23 protein-coding genes are annotated in these 25,181 nt (G+C 68.7%); 3 read left to right on the forward strand and 20 right to left on the reverse strand.

What is annotated here, in order from left to right; translation table 11 throughout:
- Positions 1 to 101: 101 nt before the first annotated feature.
- The gene (locus QJ043_RS02730) at positions 102 to 836 is read left to right on the forward strand and encodes a GntR family transcriptional regulator (protein WP_283712633.1); all 735 of its coding nucleotides are present in this window, start codon (positions 102 to 104) and stop codon (positions 834 to 836) included.
- Here the strand turns inward: QJ043_RS02730 and QJ043_RS02735 are convergent.
- Entirely contained in the window at positions 833 to 1,432 is a 600-nt protein-coding gene (locus tag QJ043_RS02735; RefSeq protein WP_283712634.1) for a hypothetical protein, read from the reverse strand. The genes QJ043_RS02730 and QJ043_RS02735 overlap by 4 nt on opposite strands.
- Positions 1,433 to 1,521: 89 nt before the next feature.
- Complete coding sequence (locus QJ043_RS02740) at positions 1,522 to 1,809, reverse strand: PTS sugar transporter subunit IIB (protein WP_283712635.1); 288 nt, start codon at positions 1,807 to 1,809, stop codon at positions 1,522 to 1,524.
- 253 nt (positions 1,810 to 2,062) lie between these two features.
- On the opposite strand from QJ043_RS02740, the gene QJ043_RS02745 reads away from it, so the two are divergent.
- Positions 2,063 to 2,248: a hypothetical protein gene (locus QJ043_RS02745; RefSeq protein ID WP_283712636.1), complete on the forward strand. Its 186-nt coding sequence runs from the start codon at positions 2,063 to 2,065 to the stop codon at positions 2,246 to 2,248.
- A 301-nt stretch (positions 2,249 to 2,549) separates the two neighbouring features.
- Positions 2,550 to 3,986, forward strand: a complete 1,437-nt coding sequence (locus tag QJ043_RS02750) for a PTS galactitol transporter subunit IIC (RefSeq protein WP_283712637.1) — start codon at positions 2,550 to 2,552, stop codon at positions 3,984 to 3,986.
- Positions 3,987 to 4,107: 121 nt separating this feature from the next.
- On the opposite strand, the gene ispG is transcribed toward QJ043_RS02750, so the two are convergent.
- The 18 genes from ispG to glyS form a co-directional block, all read right to left on the reverse strand.
- Positions 4,108 to 5,223, reverse strand: a complete 1,116-nt coding sequence (gene ispG, locus QJ043_RS02755) for a flavodoxin-dependent (E)-4-hydroxy-3-methylbut-2-enyl-diphosphate synthase (RefSeq protein WP_283712638.1) — start codon at positions 5,221 to 5,223, stop codon at positions 4,108 to 4,110.
- Between the two features lie 26 nt (positions 5,224 to 5,249).
- Positions 5,250 to 6,641 carry a site-2 protease family protein gene (locus QJ043_RS02760; protein WP_283712639.1) on the reverse strand — a complete coding sequence of 464 codons (1,392 nt, stop codon included), beginning with the start codon at positions 6,639 to 6,641 and terminating at the stop codon, positions 5,250 to 5,252.
- 40 nt (positions 6,642 to 6,681) lie between these two features.
- Positions 6,682 to 7,659, reverse strand: a complete 978-nt coding sequence (locus tag QJ043_RS02765) for a phosphatidate cytidylyltransferase (RefSeq protein ID WP_283712640.1) — start codon at positions 7,657 to 7,659, stop codon at positions 6,682 to 6,684.
- Complete coding sequence (uppS, locus tag QJ043_RS02770) at positions 7,652 to 8,410, reverse strand: undecaprenyl pyrophosphate synthase (RefSeq protein ID WP_283712692.1); 759 nt, start codon at positions 8,408 to 8,410, stop codon at positions 7,652 to 7,654. Before uppS ends, QJ043_RS02765 begins: the two co-directional genes overlap by 8 nt.
- A gap of 51 nt (positions 8,411 to 8,461) precedes the next feature.
- Positions 8,462 to 8,974, reverse strand: a complete 513-nt coding sequence (frr, locus tag QJ043_RS02775) for a ribosome recycling factor (protein ID WP_283712693.1) — start codon at positions 8,972 to 8,974, stop codon at positions 8,462 to 8,464.
- 29 nt (positions 8,975 to 9,003) lie between these two features.
- On the reverse strand, positions 9,004 to 9,735 hold the full coding sequence (pyrH, locus tag QJ043_RS02780; protein ID WP_283712641.1) for a UMP kinase: 732 nt from the start codon (positions 9,733 to 9,735) through the stop codon (positions 9,004 to 9,006).
- A gap of 155 nt (positions 9,736 to 9,890) precedes the next feature.
- Positions 9,891 to 10,763 (reverse strand): translation elongation factor Ts, encoded by an 873-nt coding sequence (gene tsf / locus QJ043_RS02785; protein ID WP_283712642.1) that lies wholly within the window; start codon positions 10,761 to 10,763, stop codon positions 9,891 to 9,893.
- A 55-nt stretch (positions 10,764 to 10,818) separates the two neighbouring features.
- Complete coding sequence (rpsB, locus tag QJ043_RS02790; RefSeq protein WP_283712643.1) at positions 10,819 to 11,691, reverse strand: 30S ribosomal protein S2; 873 nt, start codon at positions 11,689 to 11,691, stop codon at positions 10,819 to 10,821.
- A gap of 186 nt (positions 11,692 to 11,877) precedes the next feature.
- Positions 11,878 to 13,206, reverse strand: coding sequence for a methylenetetrahydrofolate--tRNA-(uracil(54)-C(5))-methyltransferase (FADH(2)-oxidizing) TrmFO (gene trmFO / locus QJ043_RS02795; RefSeq protein ID WP_283712644.1), 1,329 nt, complete (start codon positions 13,204 to 13,206; stop codon positions 11,878 to 11,880).
- Positions 13,207 to 13,245: 39 nt separating this feature from the next.
- Positions 13,246 to 14,172 (reverse strand): DNA-processing protein DprA, encoded by a 927-nt coding sequence (locus tag QJ043_RS02800; protein ID WP_283712645.1) that lies wholly within the window; start codon positions 14,170 to 14,172, stop codon positions 13,246 to 13,248.
- The gene (locus tag QJ043_RS02805) at positions 14,169 to 15,677 is read right to left on the reverse strand and encodes a YifB family Mg chelatase-like AAA ATPase (protein WP_283722721.1); all 1,509 of its coding nucleotides are present in this window, start codon (positions 15,675 to 15,677) and stop codon (positions 14,169 to 14,171) included. Before QJ043_RS02805 ends, QJ043_RS02800 begins: the two co-directional genes overlap by 4 nt.
- Positions 15,674 to 16,180, reverse strand: coding sequence for a YraN family protein (locus tag QJ043_RS02810; RefSeq protein WP_283712647.1), 507 nt, complete (start codon positions 16,178 to 16,180; stop codon positions 15,674 to 15,676). The genes QJ043_RS02805 and QJ043_RS02810 overlap by 4 nt, the downstream gene beginning before the upstream one ends.
- 162 nt (positions 16,181 to 16,342) lie before the next feature.
- On the reverse strand, positions 16,343 to 17,146 hold the full coding sequence (rnhB, locus tag QJ043_RS02815; protein WP_283712648.1) for a ribonuclease HII: 804 nt from the start codon (positions 17,144 to 17,146) through the stop codon (positions 16,343 to 16,345).
- A 62-nt stretch (positions 17,147 to 17,208) separates the two neighbouring features.
- Positions 17,209 to 17,550, reverse strand: coding sequence for a 50S ribosomal protein L19 (rplS, locus tag QJ043_RS02820; protein WP_283712649.1), 342 nt, complete (start codon positions 17,548 to 17,550; stop codon positions 17,209 to 17,211).
- Between the two features lie 155 nt (positions 17,551 to 17,705).
- A complete protein-coding gene (locus QJ043_RS02825; RefSeq protein WP_283712650.1) occupies positions 17,706 to 18,689 on the reverse strand; it encodes a DUF6273 domain-containing protein in 984 nt (327 codons plus the stop codon).
- A gap of 166 nt (positions 18,690 to 18,855) precedes the next feature.
- Entirely contained in the window at positions 18,856 to 21,618 is a 2,763-nt protein-coding gene (gene ppdK / locus QJ043_RS02830; protein ID WP_283712651.1) for a pyruvate, phosphate dikinase, read from the reverse strand.
- Between the two features lie 262 nt (positions 21,619 to 21,880).
- Positions 21,881 to 22,780, reverse strand: coding sequence for a pyruvate, water dikinase regulatory protein (locus QJ043_RS02835; protein WP_283712652.1), 900 nt, complete (start codon positions 22,778 to 22,780; stop codon positions 21,881 to 21,883).
- A gap of 318 nt (positions 22,781 to 23,098) precedes the next feature.
- On the reverse strand, positions 23,099 to 25,180 hold the full coding sequence (gene glyS / locus QJ043_RS02840; protein WP_283712653.1) for a glycine--tRNA ligase subunit beta: 2,082 nt from the start codon (positions 25,178 to 25,180) through the stop codon (positions 23,099 to 23,101).
- Between the last annotated feature and the right edge of the window lies 1 nt (position 25,181).

Consider the following 25,181-nt stretch of genomic DNA (forward strand, 5'->3'; position numbering starts at 1 on the left):
TTTCGGGTCCCGTGGTTTTCAACCCGCCACGAAAAGACGGGCACCTCTCAGCGCTAAGCTTGGCGCCATCCGCGAGGCCGTCCAGAAAGACCGAGGAGCCTGTGGCCAACGACCGTTCGTCCGAGCCCCTGAGCTCCCAGGTGGCCGAGCACATCCGCAGCAAGATCTACGCGAAGGAGTGGGGCCCGGGCGACCGGCTGCCCTCCGAGCACGCCCTGATGGAGCAGTTCGGCGTCAGCCGCGGCACCGTGCGAAGGGCGCTCCAGTCGCTGATCCAGGAAGGGCTGCTCACGAGCGAGCACGGCCGGGGCACCTTCGTCCGCGTGCCCCGCGTGCTGCACCCCACCGGCAACCGCCCGCTCTCCTTTGCCGCGGCGCTCGAGGACCAGGGCATCCGGTTCGAGACCACGGTGCTCGAGCGCGAGGCGGTGACGCCTCCCTCCCACGTCGCGACGCGCCTCGACCTGGACGGGGCCGACCTCGTGCTCCATTCCCACCGCCTCCGCTGCGACTCCGCCGGCACGCCGCTCATGGCCCTCGACAGCTGGATCCCGCTCAAGCGGTGCCCGGGCATCGAGCGTCTCGACCTCACCCAGGTGTCCCTGTTCGACGCCGTCCAGCAGACGTCGGGCCTGCTCATCGCTTGGTCCGAGATGTCCTACACGGCGGTCCTCGCGGGGTCAGACATCGGGGCGGTGCTCGGGGTCCCGGAGACGGCGCCGGCCCTTCGGCTCGACCAGCTCATCTATCTGGAGAGCGGCGACCCCGTGGAGTGGAGCTCCGTGTTTCTGCCCGGCGGTCACGCGATCACGGGCGTGGGCGTCCAGACGCGCTAGTTGGGCTCCCCGGCGTTCGTGGCACCTGGGCGCGCCGCACGTCTGGCCCGCTTCTGCGCCTTCTCCGCCTCTTTGTCAGCCTTGATCCGCGCCTTGATCTGATCCTCGTGCTCGGCGTACACTCGGTTAGAGCGGCGCGCCCGTGCCTTGAGCGAGTCCGGGTGCACGCGCTCCTCCAGAGCCTCGAGGGCCTCGGCCAGCTCGAGGCCGCCGGCCATGTGGCCGGCCTGGACCCAGTAGCGCCCCTTGACCGGGCCGCCCCCGTTCACGCGCACGTAGAGCTTCTCCTTGCCGCCCACCTCACGGACGCTCAGCTCCCGGATCCCCGAGAGCGGGAACCGGTCCGTGCGGCCGAAGCCCTGGAAGACCAGCTCGTCGTCGGTCAGTGTGACCTTCTCCGGGTTCGCGATCGCCACGAACGTGTTCCAGACCTGGTAGCCGCACACGAGCAGGACCGCCCAGAGGATGCCGACAGGGAACGCGGAGCCGCCGATGAGCCCCCAGGCCGCCCAGAGCGCGAGCGCAGCGCAGAAGACTCCCACCGCGATGACGTCGACGACGTAGTAGCGGCGCTCGAAGGTGTAGGTCCCGCGCATCGCGCTCCCCTCTCATCGGGCTCGGTCACACGAACGGGGCCCTCAGCGGAGCCCCGTGCGCCCTCGTCCAGCCTCAGCTTCGTCGCTCGTTAACGGTTCGCCATGAAGTCAAGGATCTGCTGCTCGACGGCCTGGCGCCCGATGCCGGTGAGGAACGGGATCCCGTTGATGAACTCGCACTCGATGCCGTCCGGCTTCACCGTCGTGGCGATCACCAGGTCGGCGCTCGCGGAGGACGGCACGGCGTCGGCGATCGAGGTGGTCTTGATCGTGTAGTCGCCGGCGTGCCCGTTGGTGTCCAGGAGGTCCTTGATCTTGTTGCAGACCGCGGTGGAGGTGGCGATGCCGGAGCCGCAGGCGACGAGGATGGAGGTCATGGCTGTCCCTTTCGCTGATGGGTGGTGGCGGGCTCTCGGGGCCCGCAGATTCTCGTAGGCATTCTGGGGCCCGGGGCACGGCGGCGCGCCCAGAATCCCGCGAACGGCTCCATCATCATGCCATGGAGGCCGCTCGGCGTCCCCCGATGTGGCGCGCCCCGCTTTTTTGCGATTCGTCGCGATTCATCTGCCAAAGGGAGGGACAGAGAGGATAGAAACACGGCAACGCCCGTCCGCCCACAAGGAGGCAACCATGGCCGACACCGAGAAGACCGCGCCCGAGAACACGCGCCCGAACGCCGCACAGATGCAGCAAATCGAGCGCGCCATCATCGACTCCGAGGAGGGGATCTACACCCTCGACGGCGGCTACGCGCAGGAACAGGAGCTCGAGGGCGCCGTCGACCGGATCCTCGACACCAAGGACCCCGAGGCCTGACCCGGGTCTTCCGTCGATGAATCCGCACCGGCGCTGAGCCGCAGCGGGGCGTCTTCCAGCGCCCCGTTTTTGCGTCCGAGCGCCCATCGACTTGTACTCTGATTCCGATACAAGTAACGAGAGAAACGGCTACTTTAGCGCACTTTCCGCTGCCGCGCGCCACAACGCCCATTGACCTTTCCGTTGAGACCGCTGGACTTCCCGACTCCCTCCGTTGTGGGTTTTCAGCCAAACCCTGGCGTACGTTTGCAGGTGCAGAGCGCGTGTGCACGTCGCTGCCCCACGGGAAAGGAGCCCCTCTATGGATGCACTCGTCGCCATATTCGGAGGTATCTCGAGCCTCGGCGTCTCGGTGGTCATGCCCATCGTGCTGACCATCCTCGGCTGCTGCTTCGGCGCAGGCTTTGGCAAGAGCCTCAAGGCCGGCCTCACCGTGGGCATCGGCTTCATCGGCCTGAACCTTGTCATCAACCAGCTCATGGGCACGGACCTGGCGGGCGGTGTCGAGGCCATGGTCAACCGCTTCAGCCTCTCCCTCTCCGTGATGGATGTGGGCTGGCCGGCCGCCTCCGCGATCGCCATGGGCTCCATCGTCGGCACCATCATCATTCCGCTGGCCTTGGCCGTGAACCTCGTCATGCTGCTGACCAACACCACCCAGACCGCCGACGTCGACATCTGGAACTACTGGCACTTCGCGTTCACCGGCGCCCTCGTCGCCATCGTGTGCGACAGCGTTTGGCTCGGCATCGCCGCCGCCGTGATCAACGAGGTCATCGTCCTCGTGATCGGCGACCTCACGGCCCCGCAGGTGGAGAAGTCGCTCGGACTTCCCGGCGTCTCCATCCCCCACGGCTTCTCCGGCGCCTACGCGCCGATCGCGTACGCGGTGAACTGGCTCATCGACAAGGTCCCCGGTCTGCGCGACGTCAACATCAACGTCCGTTCGATGCAGAAGCGCTTCGGCGTCTTCGGTGAGCCGGTGCTGCTCGGCGCGATCATCGGCCTGCTCATCGGCCTGCTCGCCGGCTACGGCTTCCTGCCCGAGACCCTCGAGGACGGCACCACCGTCCCGTCCTTCCTCGCGCTCGCCGTCTCGATGGCCGCCGTCATGGTGCTCATCCCGAAGATGGCTGCCCTCTTGATGGAGGGGTTGCTCCCCATCTCCGACGCCGCCTCCGAGATCATCCAGAAGCGTTTCTCCCACCGCGGCAAGATGTACATCGGCCTCGACTCCGCCGTGGGCACCGGCCACCCCGTCACGCTGACGCTGTCGCTCATCCTCGTGCCGGTCGCCGTGTTCCTCGCGTTCGTGCTCCCGGGGAACCAGGTCATCCCGCTGGCGGACCTCGCCTGCATCCCCTACATGTTTGTGCTCATCACCCCGATCGTCGAGGAGAACGGCTTCCGCGGCCTGCTCGTGGGCATCGTCGTCCTCGCGGTGGGCTTCTACATCGCGACCGACCTCTCGCCGCTCATCACGAGCGCCGCCGCCAACGTGAACTTCGACATGGGCGGCGCGGCCGCGATCTCCTCGATCTGCGACGGCGCCAACCCGCTCACCTGGGTGATCACCCGCGTCGGGGCCCTCGGCGCCGGCATCGGCCTGGTCGTCCTGGCCGTCGCCGCCATCGTGCTCGCCCTCTGGAACCGCAAGCGCATCGTGGCCGAGGCCAAGGCCATGCACGCCGTGACCGACGGTGACGCCGCAAGCGGCACCGGCGTCACCGCCAAGTAGCGGCACACGCGGCACCAACGCACAACGGGCGCTCCTCTTCCGGGGGGCGCCCGTCCTTTGTGCCTCGCGAGTGGTGCCGGTGCCGAGCCGTCACCGACCGCCCCGTTGGGGCGCGGGCCTCTCACCGGTTCGGGAAGCGCTCCTCGATCTCGCGCATCAGGGCGTCAACGATCTGGTTCTCGGGCACGGACCCGAGCTTCTCGCCGTGCGCGAACAAGAGACCCTGGCCCCGGCCGCCGGCAACCCCGATGTCGGCTCCCCGCGCCTCGCCCGGGCCGTTGACGACGCAGCCCATCACGGCGACGGAGATGGGCGCGCGCACGTCCTTCAGCCGCTCCTCCACCTCGGAGGCCAGGCCGATGAGGTCCACCTGGCAGCGCCCGCACGTGGGGCAGCTCACCAGCTCGGGCGTGCGGCGGCGCAGCCCGAGGGCCTGAAGAATCTGCCAGGCCACCGGAGGCTCCTCCACGGGAGGCGCCGTGAGCGACACGCGCACGGTGTCGCCGATGCCCTCCGAAAGCAGCACCGAGAGCGCGCACGCGTTCTTGATGGTGCCGGCGCGCAGACCGCCCGCCTCCGTCACGCCGAGATGCAGCGGCACCGTGGGCAGCACGCGGGACAGCTCGCGGTTGGTGCGGATGGTGCTCGGCACCGAGTGCGTCTTGGCGGAGACGACGATGTCCTCGAAGCCGCGCTCCCGGAAATGCTCCACAAATGACACCGCGCTCTGCACGAGCTTCTCGGGCTGGGAAAGGTCCTCTCGCGCGTCGATGTCGGGGTCGAGCGAGCCTGCGTTCACGCCGATCCGGATGGGGATCCGAGCGGAGCCGGCCGCGTCGATGACGGCGTCGACCTTGTCGGTGGCGCCGATGTTGCCCGGGTTGATGCGCAGCGCCGAGGCGCCCCGCTCGGCCGCGCCGATGGCCAGGCGGTGGTCGAAGTGGATGTCGGCGACCACGGGCAGCGGGCTCTCCGCGCAGACCTCCCCGAAGCCGTCGAGCGCGTCCTCATGTGGCACGGCCACGCGCACGATCTCGCAGCCGGCGTCCGCAAGCTCCGCGATCTGGGCCAGCGTGGCCCGGGCGTCCTGTGTGGGCGTGTTGGTCATCGACTGCACCGCGACGGGAGCCCCGCCGCCCATCGGCACGCCGCCCACCATCACTTGGCGCGTGAGCGTCCGCGGCACCGGCTCCTCACACGCGCCGTCAAGACCGGCCTGTAGTCGCAGGTCCTCCATAGGGCACCTCCCCTCGGGCCGAGGCGCTACCCCCCGACGACAAAGCGGATCACGTCCTGCCGCAGCAGGACGAAGAACAGAAGCATGAAAAGGCATATGCCCACGTACGAGAGGGCCGTCTGCACCTTCATCGACACCGGGCGTCGGAGCGCCGCTTGGATCGCCTCGATCACAATCTTGCCGCCGTCGAGAGGGGGCACCGGCAGGAGGTTCATGAAGCCAAGGGACAGGGACACCGCCGCGGCCAGCAGCGCGAACGACGCGATCCCCTGGCTCGCCGCCTGACTCGCCATCACGGAGATGCCCACCACGGACGTGGAGTTCTCGATCACCTCCGCCGCATGGGACGGCTGGAAGAGCTGCGAGATGTACACGGCGGTCGCGCCCACGTACGAGGCCGCGTAGCCGAGCGCCTCTCCGACGGACAGGCGCACGCGCTCGGTGGGCGCCGAAATGCCGATTGTGGTCTCGCCGTCGGGCACTTGCACCGTGACCTCGCGCGTCGCCTCGGAACCCGAGCGATGGTAGGTGATCTGGAGCCTCGCGCCGTCACCGATGCCCGAGCGCACCGCAGAGACGAGCGACGTCCACGAGTCCACAGGCTCGCCGTTCACCGTCTCCACCACGTCGCCCGCCTCGAGACCGGCGGCCGCGGCCGGTGACCCCTCTTGGACGGCACCGATCTGGGGCTCGTCGACTGTCACCGAGACCCCGGCCAATGTGAGCACGAGCACCACGAGCAGCAGCCCGCACAGGATGTTGATCACCACGCCTGCCACGAGCACGAACGTCCTGCCCCAGAACCCGTGCGCCACGTACGTGTGCTCGCGCTCATGAGCCAGGAACTCCTCGGGAGCCTCGGTGAGCGGGTGCGCCTGCCCGGCCTCGGTGGACCCGGGCAGCGCGAAGTCGTGGCCCTTGTCATACTTGGTCCGGAGGGAGCCGTCGCGGGCGACCGTCTGAAACTGCTGCGGGTAGGTGGACTGGTTGGGCTTCTCGCCGAGCGCTGGGTCGTAGAACGGCTCGATGGAGGCCCAGTCCGTGAGGCACACGAGCGCGGTCAGCGCGTCCTCCTCTGAGCAGCCGAGGTGTTCGGCCGTCTCGGCAATGGACGCGCGCCCGCGCTCCATCACAAAGGCAAGCGCCTCGGCCAGATGAGGGCTCTGGGTCGAGTCCATGCCGCAGACCATCGTGTAGCCACCGAGCAGCACTGGTGTCACGCCGTAATCGGTGCCGTAGCGCTTGGACTCCACGTGGAGGTTGAAGCGGCACGGCAGGCCGAGGTAGAAGTCCTTGACGCGAATCTTGAGCGCACGGGCGGCCATGAAGTGCCCGCCCTCGTGGATGAACACAAGAACAGAGAGCAGCAAGAGGCCCCAGAAGACCGAGGCCAGCGCGCCGCCGATCCCCGCTAGCACGTGCGGGCCTTGTCGACGCCGGGACGCAGCATGTGGAGCATTAGGAGAACCCCCCGAGCTTCAGAATCAGGTACGCGGTCATGCACCCGAACAATATCGAGTCCGAGCGATCCAGCATACCACCGTGCCCAGGAATGAAGTTGCCCGAGTCCTTGACGCCGGCAGCACGCTTGAGGCGGCTCTCGAAGAGGTCGCCGATCACGCTCACGATGCCCACGCAGAGGCCGCCCACGATCGCGAGCCACAGATTGACCCCAGGGACCTGCAGGACCGCCATCAGGAGCCACACGAACACGGAGCCGACAAGGCCTCCCGCGAACCCCTCCCAGGTCTTGTTGGGGCTGATCTTGGGAACCATCTTGTGCCTGCCGAACCGGGAGCCCACGAAGTACGCCGCCGCATCGCTCATCCAGATCGACGCGATGACGCCGAACACGAGCAAGAACGACCCGAGCGACGTGCCCGGCACCGGCGGCTCGAGCATGCGGATCATCACGACCGAGCTCATCAGGTAGCCGGTGTAGACGGGGCCGAACACCGTGAGCGCGACGTCGCCGATCGAGGCCGGCAGCGTCCACACGTACCAGACGCCGGCGGCCAGCACGAGCAGGGAGAGCCAGAACGGCGTCCACGCGTCGGGCAACAACGGCAGGATCGGGAACACGACGGCGGCAGCGAGGCCGATCACCTCGTTCGGCATGCGGCCCATCATCCGCGCGATACGGAAGAACTCCGAGCAACAGAGCCACGCCATCGCAGCGAACAGAGCCGCCGTCGGAATCTTGCCAAACCACAGGCACGCAAGCACGATGACCGCGTAGAGCGCCCCGTAGAGCGTGCGGGTCATGAGCTTCTCGATGCCGGAGCGCGCCCTGCCGCTCTTGGACTCCCCGGCAAGGCGCGCGTCCTCGCGGGCCTCGCGCTTGTGCGCGTAGGAGTCGATGGCCGTCTCCAGGTTGCGCTCCCGCGTGCTCTCCGGGCCCGTGTGATTCGTCCCCCGGCGGTCCTCGTCAGCCATCGACCTTGACGCCCCCAAAACGGCGGTCACGGCCCTGGTACGCGATAAGCGCCCGCAACAGCTCCCAGCGATCGAAGTCCGGCCACAGGGTGTCCGTGACGTAGAACTCCGCGTACGCGCACTGCCAGAGCAGATAGTTGGACAGGCGCATCTCGCCGGAGGTGCGCACGAGCAGGTCCACGTCCGGAAGGCCTCGGGTGTAGAGATGCTCGGCAACGAGCTCCTCGCTCACCTCGCCCGACCAGTCCTCGCAGGCGACCGCCTCTTGGGCGATCTCGCGCGCCGCGCGCGCGATCTCTGCCCGGGCGCCGTAGTTGACGGCGAGCGCGAGCACCATCCCCGTGTGGTCGGCCGTCTCGTCGAGCCCGCGCTGGAACACGGCGCGGGTCTCCTCGGGCAGGTCCTCAAGATCGCCGAGGAACTCGAGTCTGACGTTCTCTTGGTGGAAGAGCGGCAGCTCGTTCACGAGCGTCGTCGCGAACAGGTGCATGAGGAGGTTCACCTCGTGCTGAGGGCGCCTCCAGTTCTCCGTCGAGAAGGCGTAGGCCGAGAGTGTGGGGATGCCGAGGCGCACGCAAGCCGTGATGGTCTCGCGCAACGTGTCGACGCCGGCCGCATGCCCGGCGCCGCGCTCGAGTCCCCGAGCCTGAGCCCAGCGGCCGTTGCCGTCCATGATGATGGACAGGTGCTGCGGCAGCCGGTCCCGGTCGAGCAGGTCGAGCGACAGGCCCTCCGGCGGGTTCGCGAACATCTCTTGGAGCTTGGCCTCGTTCTCGGCGGCCTTCCCCTCATCCACCGTCACCTAGATCTCCATGACCTCGGCCTCTTTGGCCTTCAGGGTCTCGTCGATCTTCTTGATGTAGGAGTCGGTCAGCTTCTGGACCTTGGCCTGGTCACGGCGGACGTCGTCCTCGGACTCCTCCTCATCGCGCTCGATCTTCGCGTTGGCGTCACGACGCACGTTGCGAACGGCCACGCGGGCCTCTTCAGCGTAGGCCTTGCATTCCTTGACCAGCTCGCGGCGACGCTCCTCGGTGGGCGCCGGGAACGGCAGACGGATGGACACGCCATCGTTGGACGGGTTGATGCCCAGGTCCGAGTTGCGGATAGCCTTCTCGATGGGATTGAGCATCGTCTTGTCCCACGGCTCGACCACGAGCATCGTGGCCTCGGGCACCTTCACGCCCGCCATCTGCGTGACCGGCGTCGGGACGCCGTAGTAGTCCACCTTGATGTCGTCGAGGACGTGCGGGTTCGCCCGGCCGGTCCGCACGCCGGCGAAGTTGTGCTTGAGGGCGTCCACGCACTTCTCCATGCGGGCCTCGGCGTCCTTGATGTAGTCGCTCACTGCTCGTCCTCCTCCTCAATGACGGTGGTTCCCACCGGTTCTCCCGAAAGGGCATCACGGAACACGTGGGGCTGCTCGATGTCGAACACGATGATCGGCATGTGGTTCTCCTGGCACAGGGCCGTGGCCGTCGCGTCCATCACGCGCAGGCCCCGCATCAGCACCTCGCGATAGCTGATCTGGTCGAACCTGACGGCGTCCGGGTTTGTCACCGGGTCCTTGTCGTAGATGCCGTCCACCTTTGTGGCCTTCATCAGGCAGTCCGCGTTGATCTCGCAGGCGCGGAGCGCGGCTGCGGTGTCCGTTGTGAAGTACGGGTTGCCGGTGCCGGCCGCAAAGATCACGACCCGGCCCTTCTCCATGTGGCGCACCGCGCGGCGCCGGATGTACGTCTCACAGATCGCTCGCATCTCGATCGCGCTCATCACGCGCGTGTCGATGCCGGCGTGCTCGAACGCGTCCTGCAGCGCCAGCGCGTTCTGGACGGTGGCGAGCATGCCCATGTAGTCCGCCTGCGCCCGGTCCATGCCGTTCGCGGCCTCGGACATCCCGCGGAAGATGTTGCCGCCGCCGACGACGATGCCGAGCTCGATGCCGTCGTCGTGCACCTCGCGAATCTGCTCGGCCAGCCGCCCGAGCACCTCGCCGTCGATACCGAAGTCACCGGACCCCATCAGGGCCTCGCCCGAGAGCTTGAGAAGCACCCGGTTGTACTGGTAGTCCGCCACGGAGACACCTTTCTTCCCGTTCGAGGGCGCGGTCGCGCCGCACCTGCCTGCCATTATGGCATAGGGGCCGGCGACGAGACCAAAGCCCGTCGCCAGATGAGAAGGCGGGCCTCAGGAACGCCCCGAGACCCGCCATCCTGCGTCGATGGTGTCCGTCACTCGCCGAACGCGAAGCGGTCGAACGCGACCACGGTGATCTGGTCGTCGCACTCGCGGCCCACCTTGTCGGCGTACTCGCGGATGGAGATGTCGCCGTCCTTGATGAAGGCCTGCTCGGTGAGCACGTTCTCCTTGAAGAACTTCTGGAGGCGCCCCTCCGCCATCTTCTCCTGGATGAACTCCGGCTTGCCGGACGCGGCGGCCTGCTCCTTGTAGATGGCCTTCTCGTGCTCGACGGTCTCCGCCGGCACGTCGGCGACGGTGGCCGCGACAGGGTCGGCAGCCGCCACCTGCATGGCGACGTCGTGCGCGAAGGTCTTGAACGCCTCGTTCTCAGCGGTGGCCGGCTTCGAGAACGCGAACTCGACGAGCACGCCGATCTTGCCGCCGTGCACGTAGCTGCCCAGCGCGCCGCTCTCGACGGAGCGCTCCACGATGCGGGCGACCTTCATGTTCTCGCCCATCGTGTGGATCATCTCGGTGAGCGCGGCGTCGACGGTCTCGTCGCCGTCGAAGGGGGCGTCCTTGAGGGCCTCGGCGTCCGCCGGGTCGTTCTCGGTGACGACCTCGGCCAGCTTGGTGGCGAAGCCGGTGAACTTGGGGTTGGTGCCGACGAAGTCAGTCTCACAGGAGACCTCGACGAGCGCGCCCTTGTGGCCGTCCGGGGTGACGAACGCGCCGACGGTGCCCTCGTTGGTGTCGCGGCCGGCCTTCTTGACGGCCTTGGCGATGCCCATCGTGCGGAGCACGTCGACGGCCTTGTCCAGGTCGCCCTCGGCCTCGACGAGGGCCTTCTTGCACTCCATCATCGGGGAGTCCGTCATCTCGCGGAGCTGCTTGACGAGCTGGGCGGAGATCTTCGTTGCCATGCTTCTCCTCTTTCTCAGGGTGGGTCAGGGTCAGTGCGGCCGAGCCGCACGGTCATTACATGTTGTGGTCGACCTTCTCGGCCAGGTCCGGCGTGGCGACGGCCTCGACGGTCTCGCCCTCGACCACCGCGGCGCCCTTCTCGGCGGAGAGTTCCGGCTGCATGTCGAGCGCGTCGGCCACCTGGGCCTCGGTGAGGTCCTGGGGCTGGGCGGTGCCGGCCATCTCGGCCTCGGTGATCTGCTCCTGACCCTTGCCGGCGAGGATGGCGTCGGCGATCAGCTCGCACATGAGGGAGACGGAGCGGATGGCGTCGTCGTTCGCGGGGATGCCGTAGTCGACCTCGTCCGGGTCGGAGTTGGTGTCGAGCAGCGCGACCACCGGGATGTGCAGGCGCTGGGCCTCCTTGATCGCGATCTCCTCGCGCTTGGTGTCGACGACGAAGAGCGCCTGCGGCAGGGCCTTCATGTCACGGACGCCGCCGAGGTTCTTCTGGAGCTTCTCGAGCTCCTTGGTGAGCACGGCCTGCTCCTTCTTAGGCAGCAGCGCGAGGCGGCCGTCCTCCTGCATGGTCTCCAGCTCGAGCATGCGCTCGATGCGGGAGCGCATCGTCACGAAGTTGGTGAGCATGCCGCCGAGCCAGCGGTTGTTGATGTACGGCATACCGCAGCGCGTGGCCTGCGTCGCCACCGGCTCCTGCGACTGCTTCTTGGTGCCGACGAACAGCACGGTCCCGCCCTTGCCCGCGAGACCCTTGAGGAAGGAGTAGGCCTGGTCGGCGTCGATGATGGTCTGCTTGAGGTCGAGGATGTAGATGCCGTTGCGCTCACCGAAGATGTAGGGGCGCATCTTGGGGTTCCAGCGGCGCGTCTGGTGGCCGTAGTGGCAGCCGGCCTCGAGCAGGGTCCTCAGGTTGATCTTCACAGCCATGGTGTCTCCTTTACGGTTTGTCCTCCGCAGCGCCTTTGTCCCCGCTCCTCCACCCAGACCATGGCCAATGACTGGGCACCACGGCGAGCGAGTGGGCGTGCGTGCGTGTTGGTTGCCGTGCACCTCGCACAGCGACTCAGCAGTATACCGCAGGAGACGAACGGCGCACCCCAGGTTGCGGGGTCATCACAACTGCAGGTCGCCGCGCGTCGCGAGGTAGGCCTCCAGGTCCGTCAACGCGCGGTCGGCGTAGGCCTCCTGCCGCTCCCGCTTCTTGCGCGGCCGGTCCTCGAGCGGCGGGAACAGGCCGAAGTTCACATGCATGGGCTGGTAGCCCGTTGTGGCCGGGTCCGTGGCGTAGGCCACGAGCGACCCGAGCGCGCCGGTGACCGGCAGCTCCACAGGGGCGGCCCCCGTCAGGTCCGCGTAGGTGTTGAGCGCGGCAAGGAGGCCGGAGGCCATCGCCTCGACGTACCCCTCGGTGCCGGTGATCTGCCCCGCGAAGCGCACTTGGGTGCCCGGAGCCCGGAACGTGCGATCGAGGCGCCGGGGGCTGTCGATGAAGGTGTTCCGGTGCATGACGCCGTAGCGGAAGAACTCCGCCCCCTCGAGCCCCGGTATCATCCGAAAGACGCGGCGCTGCTCGGGCCAGGTGAGGTTCGTCTGGAAGCCCACGAGGTTGTAGGCCGTGCGCTGGGCGTTCTCCGCGCGGAGCTGCACCACGGCCCAGGGGCGCCGACCGGTGCGAGGGTCGGTGAGCCCGACCGGCTTCATCGCGCCGTACCGGAGGGCGTCGCGGCCGGTGCGGGCGACCTCCTCGGCCGGCTGGCACGCCTGGAAGAGGTCGCCGCGCTCGAACTCCTTGGACACCGTGCGCTCGGCGGTCGTGAGCGCGTCGATGAACCGCTCGTACTCCTCCCGGTCCATCGGGCAGTTGAGGTACGCGCCGGCGCTCTCCGCGTCGTAGCGGTCCTGTGAGAAGACCACGGAGCGGTCGAGCGTGTCGGCGTCCACGATCGGGGCGGCCGCGTCGTAGAACGCGAGGGGCGCGGCATCGCCGCCGGAGGCCAACAGGGCCTCGACCGCTCGGAACAGCGGCTCGGAGCACAGCGGCCCGGCAGCGACCACGCAGGGCCCCTCGGGTACCTCCGTTGCCTCCTCGCGGACCACCTCGATGAGCGGCTCCGCCTCGACGGCCCGGGTGACCGCCTCCGAGAAGCGCTCGCGGTCCACGGCGAGGGCCCCTCCCGCAGGGACCGAGCAGCCGCGCGCGATGGCCAGCAGACGACAGCCCATGAGGTCGAGTTCCTCTTTGAGGAGGCCGGCCGCGCTCCCATGGCGCTCGGCCTTGAGGGAGTTGGAGCACACCAGCTCGGCAAGGGCGCCTGTGTGGTGGGCGGGCGTGCTTGTCACCGGGCGCATCTCGACGAGCCGGACGGGCACGCCCCGCGCGGCCAGCTGCAGCGCGCACTCCGAGCCCGCAAGCCCGCCGCCAATCACCGTCACCGGCGTCATCGCACCCTCCCGTCCCCGACTCCTTGGGCGCAGCCCAGCTTAGCCGATGCCGCCCGCTCCCCCCGCCGGGCCCGAGAAACGCGCATAGGCACGCTCGGTCGGGGCATAGGTGCCGTCCGGCAACTTGGTCACGAGACCCTCGACCTCCTTCTCGGCCAGCAACTGGAGCGCCTCGAGCACCGTGACGCCCAGGTGCGCGGCGACGTCGTCCACCCGGAGCGGCTGCGCGATCAGAGCCGAGAGCAGACGGTCGGGCTGGGCGACCGGGGCGCCCGTCGGGCTGAGGCGCAGAACGCCATAGTCCATAGACAGGGCCGTCTCGAGCGAGAGCTCGTCCTCGAGAATCGTGGCCCCCTGAGCGATGAGGCGGTTCGTGCCCTTGGAGAAGGCGGAGAACATGGACCCCGGCGCCGCGTACACCGTGCGCCCCAGCTCCGCCGCGGCATCCGCCGTGGAGAACGTGCCGGAGGGTATGCCGGCCTCGCAGACCAACAGGACCGGGCTGAGCGCGCTGATGAGGCGGTTCCGCTTCCGGAACGTGTACTTGCGCGGGGGCGTCCCCCACGGCTCGAGCGCCACCACGGCCCCGCCCTGGGCCACGGCACGGCGGAACACGTCGCGGTTGACCTCCGGGTACACCACGTCGGCCCCCGAGCCGGCGACGACCACGGTGCGCCCCCCGGCGTCGAGAGCGGCCCGCGCGGACGCGGCGTCCACGCCGAGCGCGCCCCCTGACACCACCGTGATGCCCACCTCGGCCGCCAGCCGTCCCGCCATCGCTGCGACCGCGAGGCCATAGGGCGTTCCGCGTCTCGCACCCACCACCGAGAGGCACGGGCCCAAGAGGACCTGCGGGTCCCCGATGCCATAGATCCGCGGGATCTCGCTCGAGGGCGGCACCAGCCCCGGCCAGCCCTCGTCCTGTGGCGCCAGCTCGAAGCGGCGCCCCGCGCCCTCTGTGCTCATTGCTCCCCTCCCAACGTGTCGCGCGACCGGAACATCGCGGCCTCCGCCACATGGCGCGGCAGCACCTCCGTCGCCTGCTCCAGATCCGCCACCGTGCGGGCGACCCGTGCCATCCGAGCCACCGCCCTCCCACCGAGGGCGAGCGCGGCTGCGGTCCTCGTGAGAGCGGCGGCCGCGTCCCCGGAGAACCACAGCCCCGCGATCGCCCCGCTGCCCGCGCCCCCACCGGCGTCCACTTGCGACGCCCGCCACGACGCGAACTCGCGGGCGCCCAGGACCTGCTCCGCCAGCTGTCGCGACCCGGTCCCCTCCTCGCCGCGCACCACGCGGTCCGAGCTGGGTCGCGCCACGTCCACGACGAGGTCGATGCGGTCCATGATCGGCCCTCCCACCTTCGCCTGGTAGCGCGCGACCCCAGCCGGCGCGCACGTGCACTCGTGGCCCGGGTCGCCCAGATGGCCGCACGGGCACGGGTTGGCCGCCCCCACCAGCTGGAACCGCGACGGGAAGACATAGGAGCCGGTCGCCCGGACCAACCGCACCTGGCCCTCCTCCATGGGCTGTCGGAGGGCCTGGAGAGCGGCCTTCGAGAACTCAGGCAGCTCGTCCAAGAACAGGACACCGTTGTGCGCCAGGGACACCTGCCCCGGGCCGGGCGGCTGGCCGCCCCCGATGAGCCCGGCCACCGAGATGGAGTGGTGCGGGGCGGCGAACGGTCGCCGGCGCGCCTGGATGGCGGCGATGTCGTCACCGGCGACCGAGTGGATCAGGGCGCTCTGCGCGACCTCCTCGTCCGTGAGCCCCGGCAGAATGCCCGGCAGCCTCCGGGCCAGCATGGTCTTCCCAGCACCCGGCGGCCCGACCATGAGGAGCCCGTGGCCGCCTGCCGCCGCTATGGCACAGGCTCGCTTGGGGGCCTCTTGGTCCACGACCTCCGAAAAGTCCGGCACCGGGGATGGTGCCCGACAGGTCCGTGCCGGCCCCTCGCTCGGCGCGTCCCGCAGCGCGGCCACCCCACGGGCAAGGTGCGCCAGGTCCCAAATCGGGACGCAGTCGGAGCCGAACGCCGCCGCCTCCGCACGGTCGAACCCTCCGGCGCAGGTGAGGCCCAGGTCACGGGCCAGCATCAGGTACGCGACGGTGCCCCGCGGCCGCAGCACCTCCCCATGGAGTCCGAGCTCGCCGAGCAACAGCAGCTCCGAGAGGCCGCGGGTCGGTATCTGCCCGGTGGCCGCCAGGATGCCCACGGCAATCGGGAGATCGAACGCCGTGCCTGTCTTTCGAACGTCGGCGGGCGACAGGTTCACCGTCACCGCCAGACGGGGGATCTCGAACCCGCACTCCTTGAGCGCGCAGCGCACGCGCGTCCGCGCCTCCAGCACGGCCGAGTCCGGCATTCCGATAATGGAGATCGTGGGGATGCCCCCCGAGAGACTCACCTCGATGTCGACGGGCAGCGCCTCGACGCCGTGAAGCACCGCCGCGTGCACCCGGCGCGCGCTCATCGGCCGTCACCCCAAAAGGCCCCGACCAAGTGGCGCAACTTGGCCAAGCGCTCGTCCAAGATGGTCACCGCGACGACGTCGAACCGCGCCGTCTCGAGTTCCGCATGGTCGATGAGGTACTGCAGCCCCATCCGTCGGTAGCGGTCGCGCTTGCCTCTCGACACGTGCAGCTCGGGCATCACGAGGTCCCGGCGCCCCAGGTCGAGGGCCGTCTTCACCTCGACGAGGACTGCGGTGTCCTCGGCCTTCGGGTCGAGCGCCACAATGTCCGCCTCACCGTAGCGGCACCGCCAGTTGACGTCGAGGATCTGGAAGCCCTTTCTCGCCAGGTACACCAGGGCGAGCCGCTCCCCCTCGGTGCCCACCTCTTTTGCGGTGTACTCCTCGAGCGGCTTGTCCGGCCGCGGGAACACGTCCCACGGCGCGACGCCCTCGTCCAACAGCTTGTCCGGGTCCACTTCGAACAGCCGGGGCCTCCTGGCCCCTGCGGCGGTCCCTCCCATGGCTCCTCCTCACCTCGGGTGTGAGGAAGGCTCGCCGAGGGGCCTGGCCCATCGCTGACACCAATCTGGCCCGTCTCTGGCCCTGAGCCCCAAAACCTGGCAGCAGTTGTCAACACCGGGAAAACCGCTGGCACCGTGTGGAGTCCCGCAACTGGTTCCCCGTTATCGGGTCGATGCGTCGACCCGTTCGGCGGCTGGCGTCACAAAATGCCCACAAAAGGACACCCGATGGATCGGGCTCAGTCCGAGCCGACCAATGGCGGCGATGTGCTCGGCGGACCCGTAGCCCTTGTTCGCCGCGAAGCCGTACCCCGGGAACCGTGCGTCGAGCGTCTCCATCACGCCGTCGCGGAACACCTTCGCGACGATGGAGGCCGCCGCCACCGGCGCCACGGCCGCGTCGGCCTTCGGCAGGCACGCCTCACGGGGGTGCACATGCACGGGAAGCCCGTCGATCACCACCGCCGAGGCGTCGTCCCACAGACCAGTGCGGGCCACTGCGGTGCGCATCGCGCGGCGCAGGGCCTCGGCCATGCCGAGCCGGTCGATGGACCGCGCGTCCACGCACGCGAGCCCCACCGCCACTGCGCGCGACCGAACCTCCTCTGCCAGGGACTCGCGCCGCGTCGGCGAGAGGCGCTTGGAATCGTCGATGCCCCAGATGGGATCCTCAAGGTCCAGCGCCGTGGCGCACACTGTGAGAGGCCCCGCGAGGGGCCCGCGGCCCACCTCGTCCACGCCCACCACCAGGCCGCCGCCCCCAAGTTCGCGGGCCCGCTCGTACATCGCGAGCACACGCCTGCGTTCGGCTGCCTCACGGTCATAACGGCGCCGCGCCGCCGCGCGCGCCTTGACGACGCCAGCACGCGGGTCGTCGGCACAGGATGCGATGAGGGCCGGCAGCTCGGTGTGGGACGCACCTCGCAGCGCCGCCGTCACGGCTGCAACGGATGGGCGATCGGCCATGAGGGCTCCTCTCCAAAAGAAAAAAGGCCGCCCCCTGAGGGACGGCCTGAAAGACGCTCGCCCTAGCGCTTCTCGGGGATGCGGGCGGCCTTGCCGGTGCGCTCGCGGAGGTAGTAGAGCTTCGCGCGACGGACCTTGCCGTGACGGACCACTTCGAGCTTGGCGATCTTGGGGCTGTGCACCGGGAAGGTGCGCTCCACGCCCACGCCGTAGGAGATCTTGCGCACGGTGAAGGTCTCGCGAGCGCCGTGGCCGGCGATGCGGATCACGTCGCCCTGGAACACCTGGATGCGCTCCTTGTCGCCCTCCTTGATGCGGTAGTGCACCTTGACGTTGTCGCCGGGCTGCAGCTCGGGCACGTCCTCGCGAATCTGCTGGCGCTCGATGGCCTTGATATAGTCCATAGGTTCCTCGTCTCGTCTCTAGAGGTGCCGCCGGCTGCGACGGTACGGCACATAGGCTTGCACACAGCCACTAACCATACCCGCAGCGCGCCGACGCCGCAAGAACCGACTTTTCCGGACACGCAGCCAACAGATGGTCTCGCGCCGACCAGCCGTTAGAGGCAAAAGCCCACGAGCGCCCCCTCCGTCTCGGTCGGCGACGCCTGTCCCTCGGGATAGCCGGTGTCCATCACATACGAGGCATAGGGCGCGTCGCCGAACCACTGCGACGAGGGCACCACGCTCCTGAGCCACCATCCGGTGCTCGCGCCCTTGTACGTGCGCGTCAGCGCGGCGGTGCCGTCTGCGGCGAGGGCTTGGGCGAACCATTGGTACTGGGCGCCCTCAGCGTTGAGCACGTCGTCGAAGACGGCGGCGCCGTCCTGATACTCGGTGGTGAACCAGTCCACATCGCCCAGCACCTCGCGCGCGGACGGCACCCACAGCTCGTCCGAGGTGCCCGTGACTGCGGAGACGTCCTGCGTGAAGCCGACGTTGTTGCTCAGCTTCCTCACTGGGACGAGCAGCCCCGCCAGATCCTTCGGGAGCAGCGCCTTGAAGTCGGACGCGAGCCACGCCCGAAGCCCGCTCGCCTCCCACCCGCCGTCGACCGTGTCCGTCGCGTTGTAGCGGGCCTCTGCGGGCACCTCGGCGCACAGGAACGTGAGGCCCGCCTTTCCGGAGCCGTCGGCCTTCTCGTCATGCCGGACGCCCACGACGCGCACCTCGCACACGGTGCCGTCCGTCAGAAGGAAGCGGCGCACCTGGTCTGCGATCGCACCGCTCTCGTCGAGGATGCCGAACTCCCGGGCGATGGCCGTCCCTTCCTCGTCAGAGCCGGCGGCCGCAATCCGAGCGGAGACCTCCGCCAGCTCGTCCCAGCTGTAGTCGTCAAGGGCTCGGGCGACGAGCCCCCCGTCACCGGAGGGCTCAGCGGGAGAACCGTCAGCCGCCGCCGCTCCGCATCCGGCGAGCGAGCAGGCCACGAGCAGGCAGAACAGGAGGCACAGCGCGACGACGGCCGCGGCGCGCCCTCGGCGGCGGATCGGCGTCGTGGGGCACTCGCCGCATTCACAGGGGCGGTTCGGTCTTTGCGTCATGGCGCTCCTTTGCGGGCTCGTGGGCGGGTGCGGGCGTCCAACTTACCGTACGGTCTCGGACCCGATGACGCCAGTCCGTTGGTCGCGCGCCAACCCGCTCGGAATCCTGACAACGAAAGGCCCCCTCCGTGCGGAGGGGGCCTTCTGCCACAAGATATCGGCGGTCTTACTTGTCGCGCTGGACGGCGTCGCCCTTGGCGGCGAGCTTCGCCTGGGCGGCGGTCAGGCGCGCGATGGGCACACGGTACGGCGAGCAGGACACATAGTCCAGGCCGAGGTCGTAGTACATGTGGATCGAGTCGGGATCGCCGCCCGTCTCGCCGCACACGCCACAGACGATGTCCGCGTGGGCGGCATGGCCGCCCTTGACGCCCATGTCCACGAGCTTGGCCACGCCCGCGTCGAGGGTCTCGAACGGGTTGGTCTTCAGGAGCTTCTTGCGCAGGTACGTGGGGATGAACGCGCTCTCAACGTCGTCGCGGGAGAAGCCGAACGTGGTCTGGGTGAGGTCGTTCGTGCCGAAGGAGAAGAAGTCGGCGTAGCGGCCGATCTCCTCGGCCTCGAGGGCGGCGCGCGGCAGCTCGATCATCGTGCCGACCGGGATGTCCAGCTCGACGCCGGTCTCCTGGGCGACCTCCGCGAGGACGCCCTCCACCTGCGCGCGCACGGCCTCGAGCTCGGCGGCGGTGGAGACGAGCGGGATCATGATCTCCGGCTTCGGGTCGAGCCCCTTCTTGATGAGCTCGGCCGTCGCGGTGCCGATGGCCTTGGTCTGCAGGTCAGTGAGCTCCGGATACATGATGCCGAGGCGGCAGCCGCGGAGACCGAGCATCGGGTTGGCCTCGCTCATCGCGTCGATGCGGGCCAGCAGGGCGCTCTTCTCGGCGATGACCTTGGGGTCCGCGTCGAGGGCCTCGAGCTTCGCGATCTCGACGGCCAGCTCGCGCGGGCTGTCGAGGAACTCGTGCAGCGGCGGGTCGAGCAGGCGGATGATCATCGGGTGCCCGCTCATCGTCTCGAGCATCTGCAGGAAGTCGCCCTCCTGGGCCTCGAGGAGCTGGTCGAGCGCGGCCTTCTTGGTGTCCTCGTCGTCGGCGAGGATGAACGACTGGATGATCTGCTTGCGCTCGCCGAGGAACATGTGCTCGGTGCGGCAGAGGCCGATGCCGGTGGCGCCGAACTCCAGCGAGAGCTTCGCGTCGTCGGGGTTGTCGGCGTTGGCGCGGACGCCCATCTTGCGGCCGAGGGTCTCGTCGTTGGAGATCTCGTCGGCCCACTCGAGGATGGTCTCGAGGTCGCCGGCCAGCTCGGGCTGCACCAGCTCGACGGCGCCGAGGACCACGCGGCCGGTGGTGCCGTCGATGGTGATGACGTCGCCCTCGTGCAGGGTCACGTCAGTGCCGGAGACCTTGGCCTCCTTCTTGGCGGCGTCGATCTTGAGGGCCTCCACGCCGCACACGCAGGGGGCGCCCATGCCGCGGGCGATGACGGCCGCGTGGGAGGTCTTGCCGCCGTGGGAGGTCAGGATGCCCTCGGCAGCGACCATGCCCTTGAGGTCGTCCGGGTTGGTCTCCCAGCGGACGAGGATGCAGGGGCGGCCCTCAGCGGCGGCCTCGACGGCGTCCGCAGAGGAGAACACGACCTCGCCCACTGCGGCACCGGGGCTCGCGTTGAGGCCGGAGGCGAGCACGTCGAGCTCCGCGCCGGGGTCAATCTGCGGGTGGAGCAGCTGGTCCAGCTGGGCCGGCTCCACACGCTGGACGGCCTCCGCCTTGGAGATGCGGCCCTCGTTGACCATGTCGATGGCCACGTGGAGGGCGGCGAGCGCGGTGCGCTTGCCCACGCGGGTCTGGAGCATCCAGAGCTTGCCGTTCTCGATGGTGAACTCGATGTCCATCATGTCGCGGTAGTGGTCCTCGAGGATCCCGAAGATCTTCTCGAGCTCCTCGCCGGCCGGCTCGAGGCCCGGCGTGGTCTTGAGGTCGGAGATCGGCTCCGTGTTGCGGATGCCGGCCACGACGTCCTCGCCCTGGGCGTTCACGAGGAAGTCGCCGTAGAACTCCTTGGTGCCGTCGGCCGGGTTGCGGGTGAAGGCGACGCCGGTGGCGGAGTCGTTGCCCTTGTTGCCGTAGGCCATGATCTGGACGTTCACAGCGGTGCCGAGGTCGTCGGGAATCTTGTTCTGCTGGCGATAGAGGATCGCGCGCTCGTTCATCCAGGAGCCGAAGACGGCCTCGATGGCGAGCTTGAGCTGCAGGTAGGGGTCCTGCGGGAAGGTGGCGACGCCGTCGACGAGGATCTCCGGGTGCGCCTCGGTGTCCACGTTCTCGGAGAAGATCACCTTGAACTGCTCGACGAGGGCCTCGAGGTCCTCGGCGGTGAGGTCGGTGTCGTTCTTGACGCCCTTGGCCAGCTTGCGCTGGTTGATGGCGTTCTCAAAGAGGTCGGAGTCGACGCCCATCACGACGTTCGAGAACATCTGGATGAAGCGGCGGTAGGAGTCCCAGCCGAAGCGCGGGTTGTCGGTCTTGGCGATGAGGCCCTTCACGGACTCGTCGTTGAGGCCGAGGTTGAGGACCGTGTCCATCATGCCCGGCATCGAGAACGGGGCACCGGAGCGGACCGAAACGAGCAGCGGGTCCTCGGCGTCGCCGAGCTTCTTGCCCATGCGCTCCTCGAGGTCGATGCGGGCCTCGTCGATCTCGTCCAGCACGCCCTCAGGCCACGTGTTGTCGTTGCCGGAGTAGGCGACGCAGGTCTGGCAGGTGATGCTGAAGCCCGGCGGGACGGGCAGGCCGATCTTCGCCATCTCGGCGAGGTTGGCGCCCTTGCCGCCGACGATGTACTTCATCGAGGCATCGGCCTCGGTGATGTCGTTGCCGTCGGCGTCGACACCCCAACGGTAGATGTGCTTCTCAGTTTCCGCCATAACACTCCCTCTTCTTCTGGGCGCCAGTGCGCCGTGGAACCCATGGCCGGTGACGGAACACACCGCTCACCGATAAATATGGGACAGTCGCCCAATCGGCCTTGACTTTTTAAGACAAAAGGCAGCTGGTTTTCATGTTGCTGCACTGTCCCTGTAGCACAGGACACTATCCAAGCAAAAAGTGCGGCGAATGTCCACAGCTAGGAGACTCTTTCTCGAGGGGAATCCTCTTCAAAGTGCGAACAGGTTTTAAGGGACTCCCCTACTGGGCGTCCTGGTTCTGGAACTGCGCGCGCAGGAGCTCCAGCTCCTTGATGTGGGCGATGATCTCGTTCGCGGTCTCCTCGACCGCCTTCCCGGCGGTGTTGACCACGAGGCACCCCAGGTGCCGCATCAGCGCACGGGCCTCCTGTTGTTCCGCGACCACCTCGGCCGGGTCGGCGTACTTGTCGGCGAAACCGGCCGCGCCGTCCTTCACGAGGCGCCGCTCACGAATGGAGACCAACGTGTCGGTGGTCGACATGAGGCCGAACACCCGGGCCGGGTCCACGTCCTCGAGCTGGATTGGGGGCTCGGTGCCGAGCGCCAAGGGGACGTTGGCCACCTTGTAGCCTTGGAACGCCAGGTACATGGACAGCGGCGTCTTCGAGGTGCGCGACACGCCGATGAGCACGATGTCGGCCTGTGCCAGGTCCTGCGGGTTGCGGCCGTCGTCGTGCTCGACGAAGAACTCCATGGCCTCGATGCGCTTGAAGTAGCGCTCGTCCGCGTTGTGGTTGATGCCGGCGATCATCTTGGGCTCCTTGCCCACGAGGATCGACAGGATCGACATGGCGGGCCCGAGGAGGTCGATCGACGGGATGCCGCGGCGCTCGAACTCCTCGCGGACCTGACGGCGCAGCTGTGGGTCCACGATGGTGTGGAACGCGGTCTGGGGGCGCCCCTCGCACTCGGGCGCGATCTTGTCCAGGTGGCGGACGAGCTGCTCCACCCGTTGCAGCTTGGCCAAACGGAACGTCTGGACGTCGCCGGGCTCGAACTGCGACTCGGCCGCAAGCACCACGCCGGTGGCCGTCTCGCCAAGGGAGTCGGAGACGATGTGCACGATCGCGCAGTCGGGGGCGTACACGGTGGAGTCGGCGTCAAAGAGGTTGTGGGACATGGTCGGTCCTCTCGGTCGCGGGCACAGTCCTTTCAGAGTAGCGAAAGCACGGGCGCCGCGTGGAATCGACCGTGCGCGGGGACGGTTCCCCGCAAACTGTCGTGTCCCGTTGCGGAGAAACGTTTCCCCGCAAGGCCGCTTGAACCCAAAACCGCAGGTGACGCTTGCCATGACATCCCCGGATGCGTCGTTTCCCCGCAACCTTTTGCGGGGAAACGTTTCCGCACATTGGAGGGTCGGAAAAGGAAGGACGCCCTGGCGGCTCGATACCGCCGGGGCGTCCTCGCCGTCCTAAAGGGGCGCGGCTGAGGGGCGCGCCTACTTCTTGGCCATCGCGCCGAAGTCCGCCACGTCCGCGAACACGGCCACGAAGCGGTTGAGAAGCCGGAGACGGCGTTCCCGCTTGGCCGGGTCCTCGTCCATGATCATCACGTTCTCGAAGAAGCCGTCGATGGGCTCGCGGAGCGCCGCGAGGGCCTCGAGCGCGCCCGCATAGTCGCCGGCGGCCAGTCGCTCCGAGACGAGCCGGTCGCCCTTGTCGCAGGCGTCGAGCAGCTCGGCCTCGGCCTCGTCCAGGCCCTCCGCGGACACCTCTGCCCCCAGCTCGGCGTCCCGCAGGTTCGCGGCGCGCGCGTACGCGGTGGCCAGGTCCTCGAACAGCTCGGGCTGCTCGGCGCGGGCCTTCTGCAGCGCGCGGGCGCGCTCGAAGAACTCGGACGGGTCCACGACGCCCGCAGCGAGCACCGCCGCAACGGTGTCCGGTGCGATGCCCTCGTCGCGGGCCATCGTGGTCAGGCGCCCGGCGAAGAAGTCGAGCACCCGCGCCGCCGCGTCCTCGTGGTCGAACTCCAGGCCCTGGTCGGCGTAGGCGTCGAGCGACGCGTCCACGAGGTCCTTGAGCGAGACGCTCGGCAGGCCTTCGAGCATGTGGATCACGCCGATGGCGCTCCGGCGCTGCGCGAACGGGTCCGAGGAGCCCGTGGGCGGCTCGTCGATGGCGAACATGCCGCAGATGGTGTCGAGCTTGTCGGCCACGGCAACGCTCGCGCCCACCAGGTTGCTCGGCAGCTCGTCGCCCGCGAAACGGGGCCGGTAGTGCTCGCGCACGGCCACGGCGACCTCTTCCGGCTCGCCGGCCGCCTCCGCGTAGTAGCCGCCCATGACACCCTGCTGGCTCGTGAACTCCACGACCGCCTGGGTCACGAGGTCGGCCTTGGCCAGCTTTGCGGCGCGCGCCGCCATGGCCACCTCGTCCTCGGTCCCGTTGGCCTCGCCGGCCACGACGGGCGCGAGCTGCTCGAGGCGGCGCACCTTGTCCGCCATCGACCCGAGCCGCTCTTGGAACGTGACCTTCTCCAACTGCGGCAGGTACGCCTCGAGCGGCGCCTTCAGGTCCTCCTCGAAGAAGAACTTCGCGTCATCGAGACGGGCGCGCACCACGCGCTCGTTGCCGTCCACCACGGTCTCGGCCACGGCCGGGTCCGCGTTGCCCACGATCACGAAACCTCGCGTCAGGTCGCCGTTGGCGTCGTAGGTCGGGAAGTAGCGCTGGTGCTGCAGCATCGACTCGCAGATGATCTCGTGCGGCACGGCGAGGAACTCCTCGTCGAAGTGCCCGAGCAGCACCTGCGGCCACTCGCAGAGGTTGACCACCTCGTTGAACACGCCGGTCGGGGTCTCAACCGTGAGACCGGTCTCCTGCTCTAGCTGGGCGATGCCCTCGCGGATGCGGCGCACGCGCTCGTCGCGGCCAAGGACGAAGGCGCGCTCGAGCACCTGCTCGTAGTCGGACGCCTGCTCGATCTCGTGGGCGCCGGGCGCCAGCACGCGGTGGCCGAAGGTCTCGCGGCCGCTCTCGACGTCGCCGTAGGTCACCTTGAGCTCCTCGGGCCCAAAGAGGCAGACCATCCAACGGACCGGGCGACCGTAGCGCACATGCTCGGAGCCCCAGCGCTGGCTGCGCGGCCAGTCGAGACCGGCCACCAGGCTGGCAGCCAGCTCCTCCAGGAGCGGCTGGGCCGGCTTGGCGGGCACGTCCACCTCGGCGAAGACGTACTCCTTGCCGCCGTCCTCGCGCACCACCAGCGCGGAAGGGTCGACGCCCTTGCCGCGCGCGAAGCCCTGGGCGGCCTTCGTGGGGTTGCCGTCGGCATCGAAGGCAATGGCCGCAGCCGGGCCGCGGAAAACCTGGTGCACGGCCTCGGTGGCGTCGGCCACGTCGGCCACCTGCAGGGCCAGACGGCGCGGCGTGGACAACACGGACACTTTGCCGTGGGCCAGGCCGGCGTCCTTCAGGCCCTGCTCGGCGAGCTTCGCCAGTTGGGCCGCCGCCTTGTCGAGAGGAGCGCTCGGGAGCTCCTCGGAGCCGATCTCGAAGAGAAAGTCACGGGTCTCAGCCATG

The sequence above is a fragment of the Kribbibacterium absianum genome, assembly GCF_030067705.1.
Lineage (GTDB): Bacteria > Actinomycetota > Coriobacteriia > Coriobacteriales > Atopobiaceae > Kribbibacterium > Kribbibacterium absianum.

Coding starts and splice junctions, on each gene's coding strand:
- QJ043_RS02735 (WP_283712634.1), bottom strand. CDS start 1,432: ATGCGCGGGACCTACACCTTCGAGCGCCGCTACTACGTCGTCGACGTC.
- QJ043_RS02740 (WP_283712635.1), bottom strand. CDS start 1,809: ATGACCTCCATCCTCGTCGCCTGCGGCTCCGGCATCGCCACCTCCACC.
- QJ043_RS02745 (WP_283712636.1), top strand. CDS start 2,063: ATGGCCGACACCGAGAAGACCGCGCCCGAGAACACGCGCCCGAACGCC.
- QJ043_RS02750 (WP_283712637.1), top strand. CDS start 2,550: ATGGATGCACTCGTCGCCATATTCGGAGGTATCTCGAGCCTCGGCGTC.
- ispG (WP_283712638.1), bottom strand. CDS start 5,223: ATGGAGGACCTGCGACTACAGGCCGGTCTTGACGGCGCGTGTGAGGAG.
- QJ043_RS02765 (WP_283712640.1), bottom strand. CDS start 7,659: ATGGCTGACGAGGACCGCCGGGGGACGAATCACACGGGCCCGGAGAGC.
- uppS (WP_283712692.1), bottom strand. CDS start 8,410: ATGTTCGCGAACCCGCCGGAGGGCCTGTCGCTCGACCTGCTCGACCGG.
- frr (WP_283712693.1), bottom strand. CDS start 8,974: ATGGAGAAGTGCGTGGACGCCCTCAAGCACAACTTCGCCGGCGTGCGG.
- tsf (WP_283712642.1), bottom strand. CDS start 10,763: ATGGCAACGAAGATCTCCGCCCAGCTCGTCAAGCAGCTCCGCGAGATG.
- rpsB (WP_283712643.1), bottom strand. CDS start 11,691: ATGGCTGTGAAGATCAACCTGAGGACCCTGCTCGAGGCCGGCTGCCAC.
- trmFO (WP_283712644.1), bottom strand. CDS start 13,206: ATGACGCCGGTGACGGTGATTGGCGGCGGGCTTGCGGGCTCGGAGTGC.
- QJ043_RS02800 (WP_283712645.1), bottom strand. CDS start 14,172: ATGAGCACAGAGGGCGCGGGGCGCCGCTTCGAGCTGGCGCCACAGGAC.
- QJ043_RS02805 (WP_283722721.1), bottom strand. CDS start 15,677: ATGAGCGCGCGCCGGGTGCACGCGGCGGTGCTTCACGGCGTCGAGGCG.
- QJ043_RS02810 (WP_283712647.1), bottom strand. CDS start 16,180: ATGGGAGGGACCGCCGCAGGGGCCAGGAGGCCCCGGCTGTTCGAAGTG.
- rnhB (WP_283712648.1), bottom strand. CDS start 17,146: ATGGCCGATCGCCCATCCGTTGCAGCCGTGACGGCGGCGCTGCGAGGT.
- rplS (WP_283712649.1), bottom strand. CDS start 17,550: ATGGACTATATCAAGGCCATCGAGCGCCAGCAGATTCGCGAGGACGTG.
- QJ043_RS02825 (WP_283712650.1), bottom strand. CDS start 18,689: ATGACGCAAAGACCGAACCGCCCCTGTGAATGCGGCGAGTGCCCCACG.
- ppdK (WP_283712651.1), bottom strand. CDS start 21,618: ATGGCGGAAACTGAGAAGCACATCTACCGTTGGGGTGTCGACGCCGAC.
- QJ043_RS02835 (WP_283712652.1), bottom strand. CDS start 22,780: ATGTCCCACAACCTCTTTGACGCCGACTCCACCGTGTACGCCCCCGAC.
- glyS (WP_283712653.1), bottom strand. CDS start 25,180: ATGGCTGAGACCCGTGACTTTCTCTTCGAGATCGGCTCCGAGGAGCTC.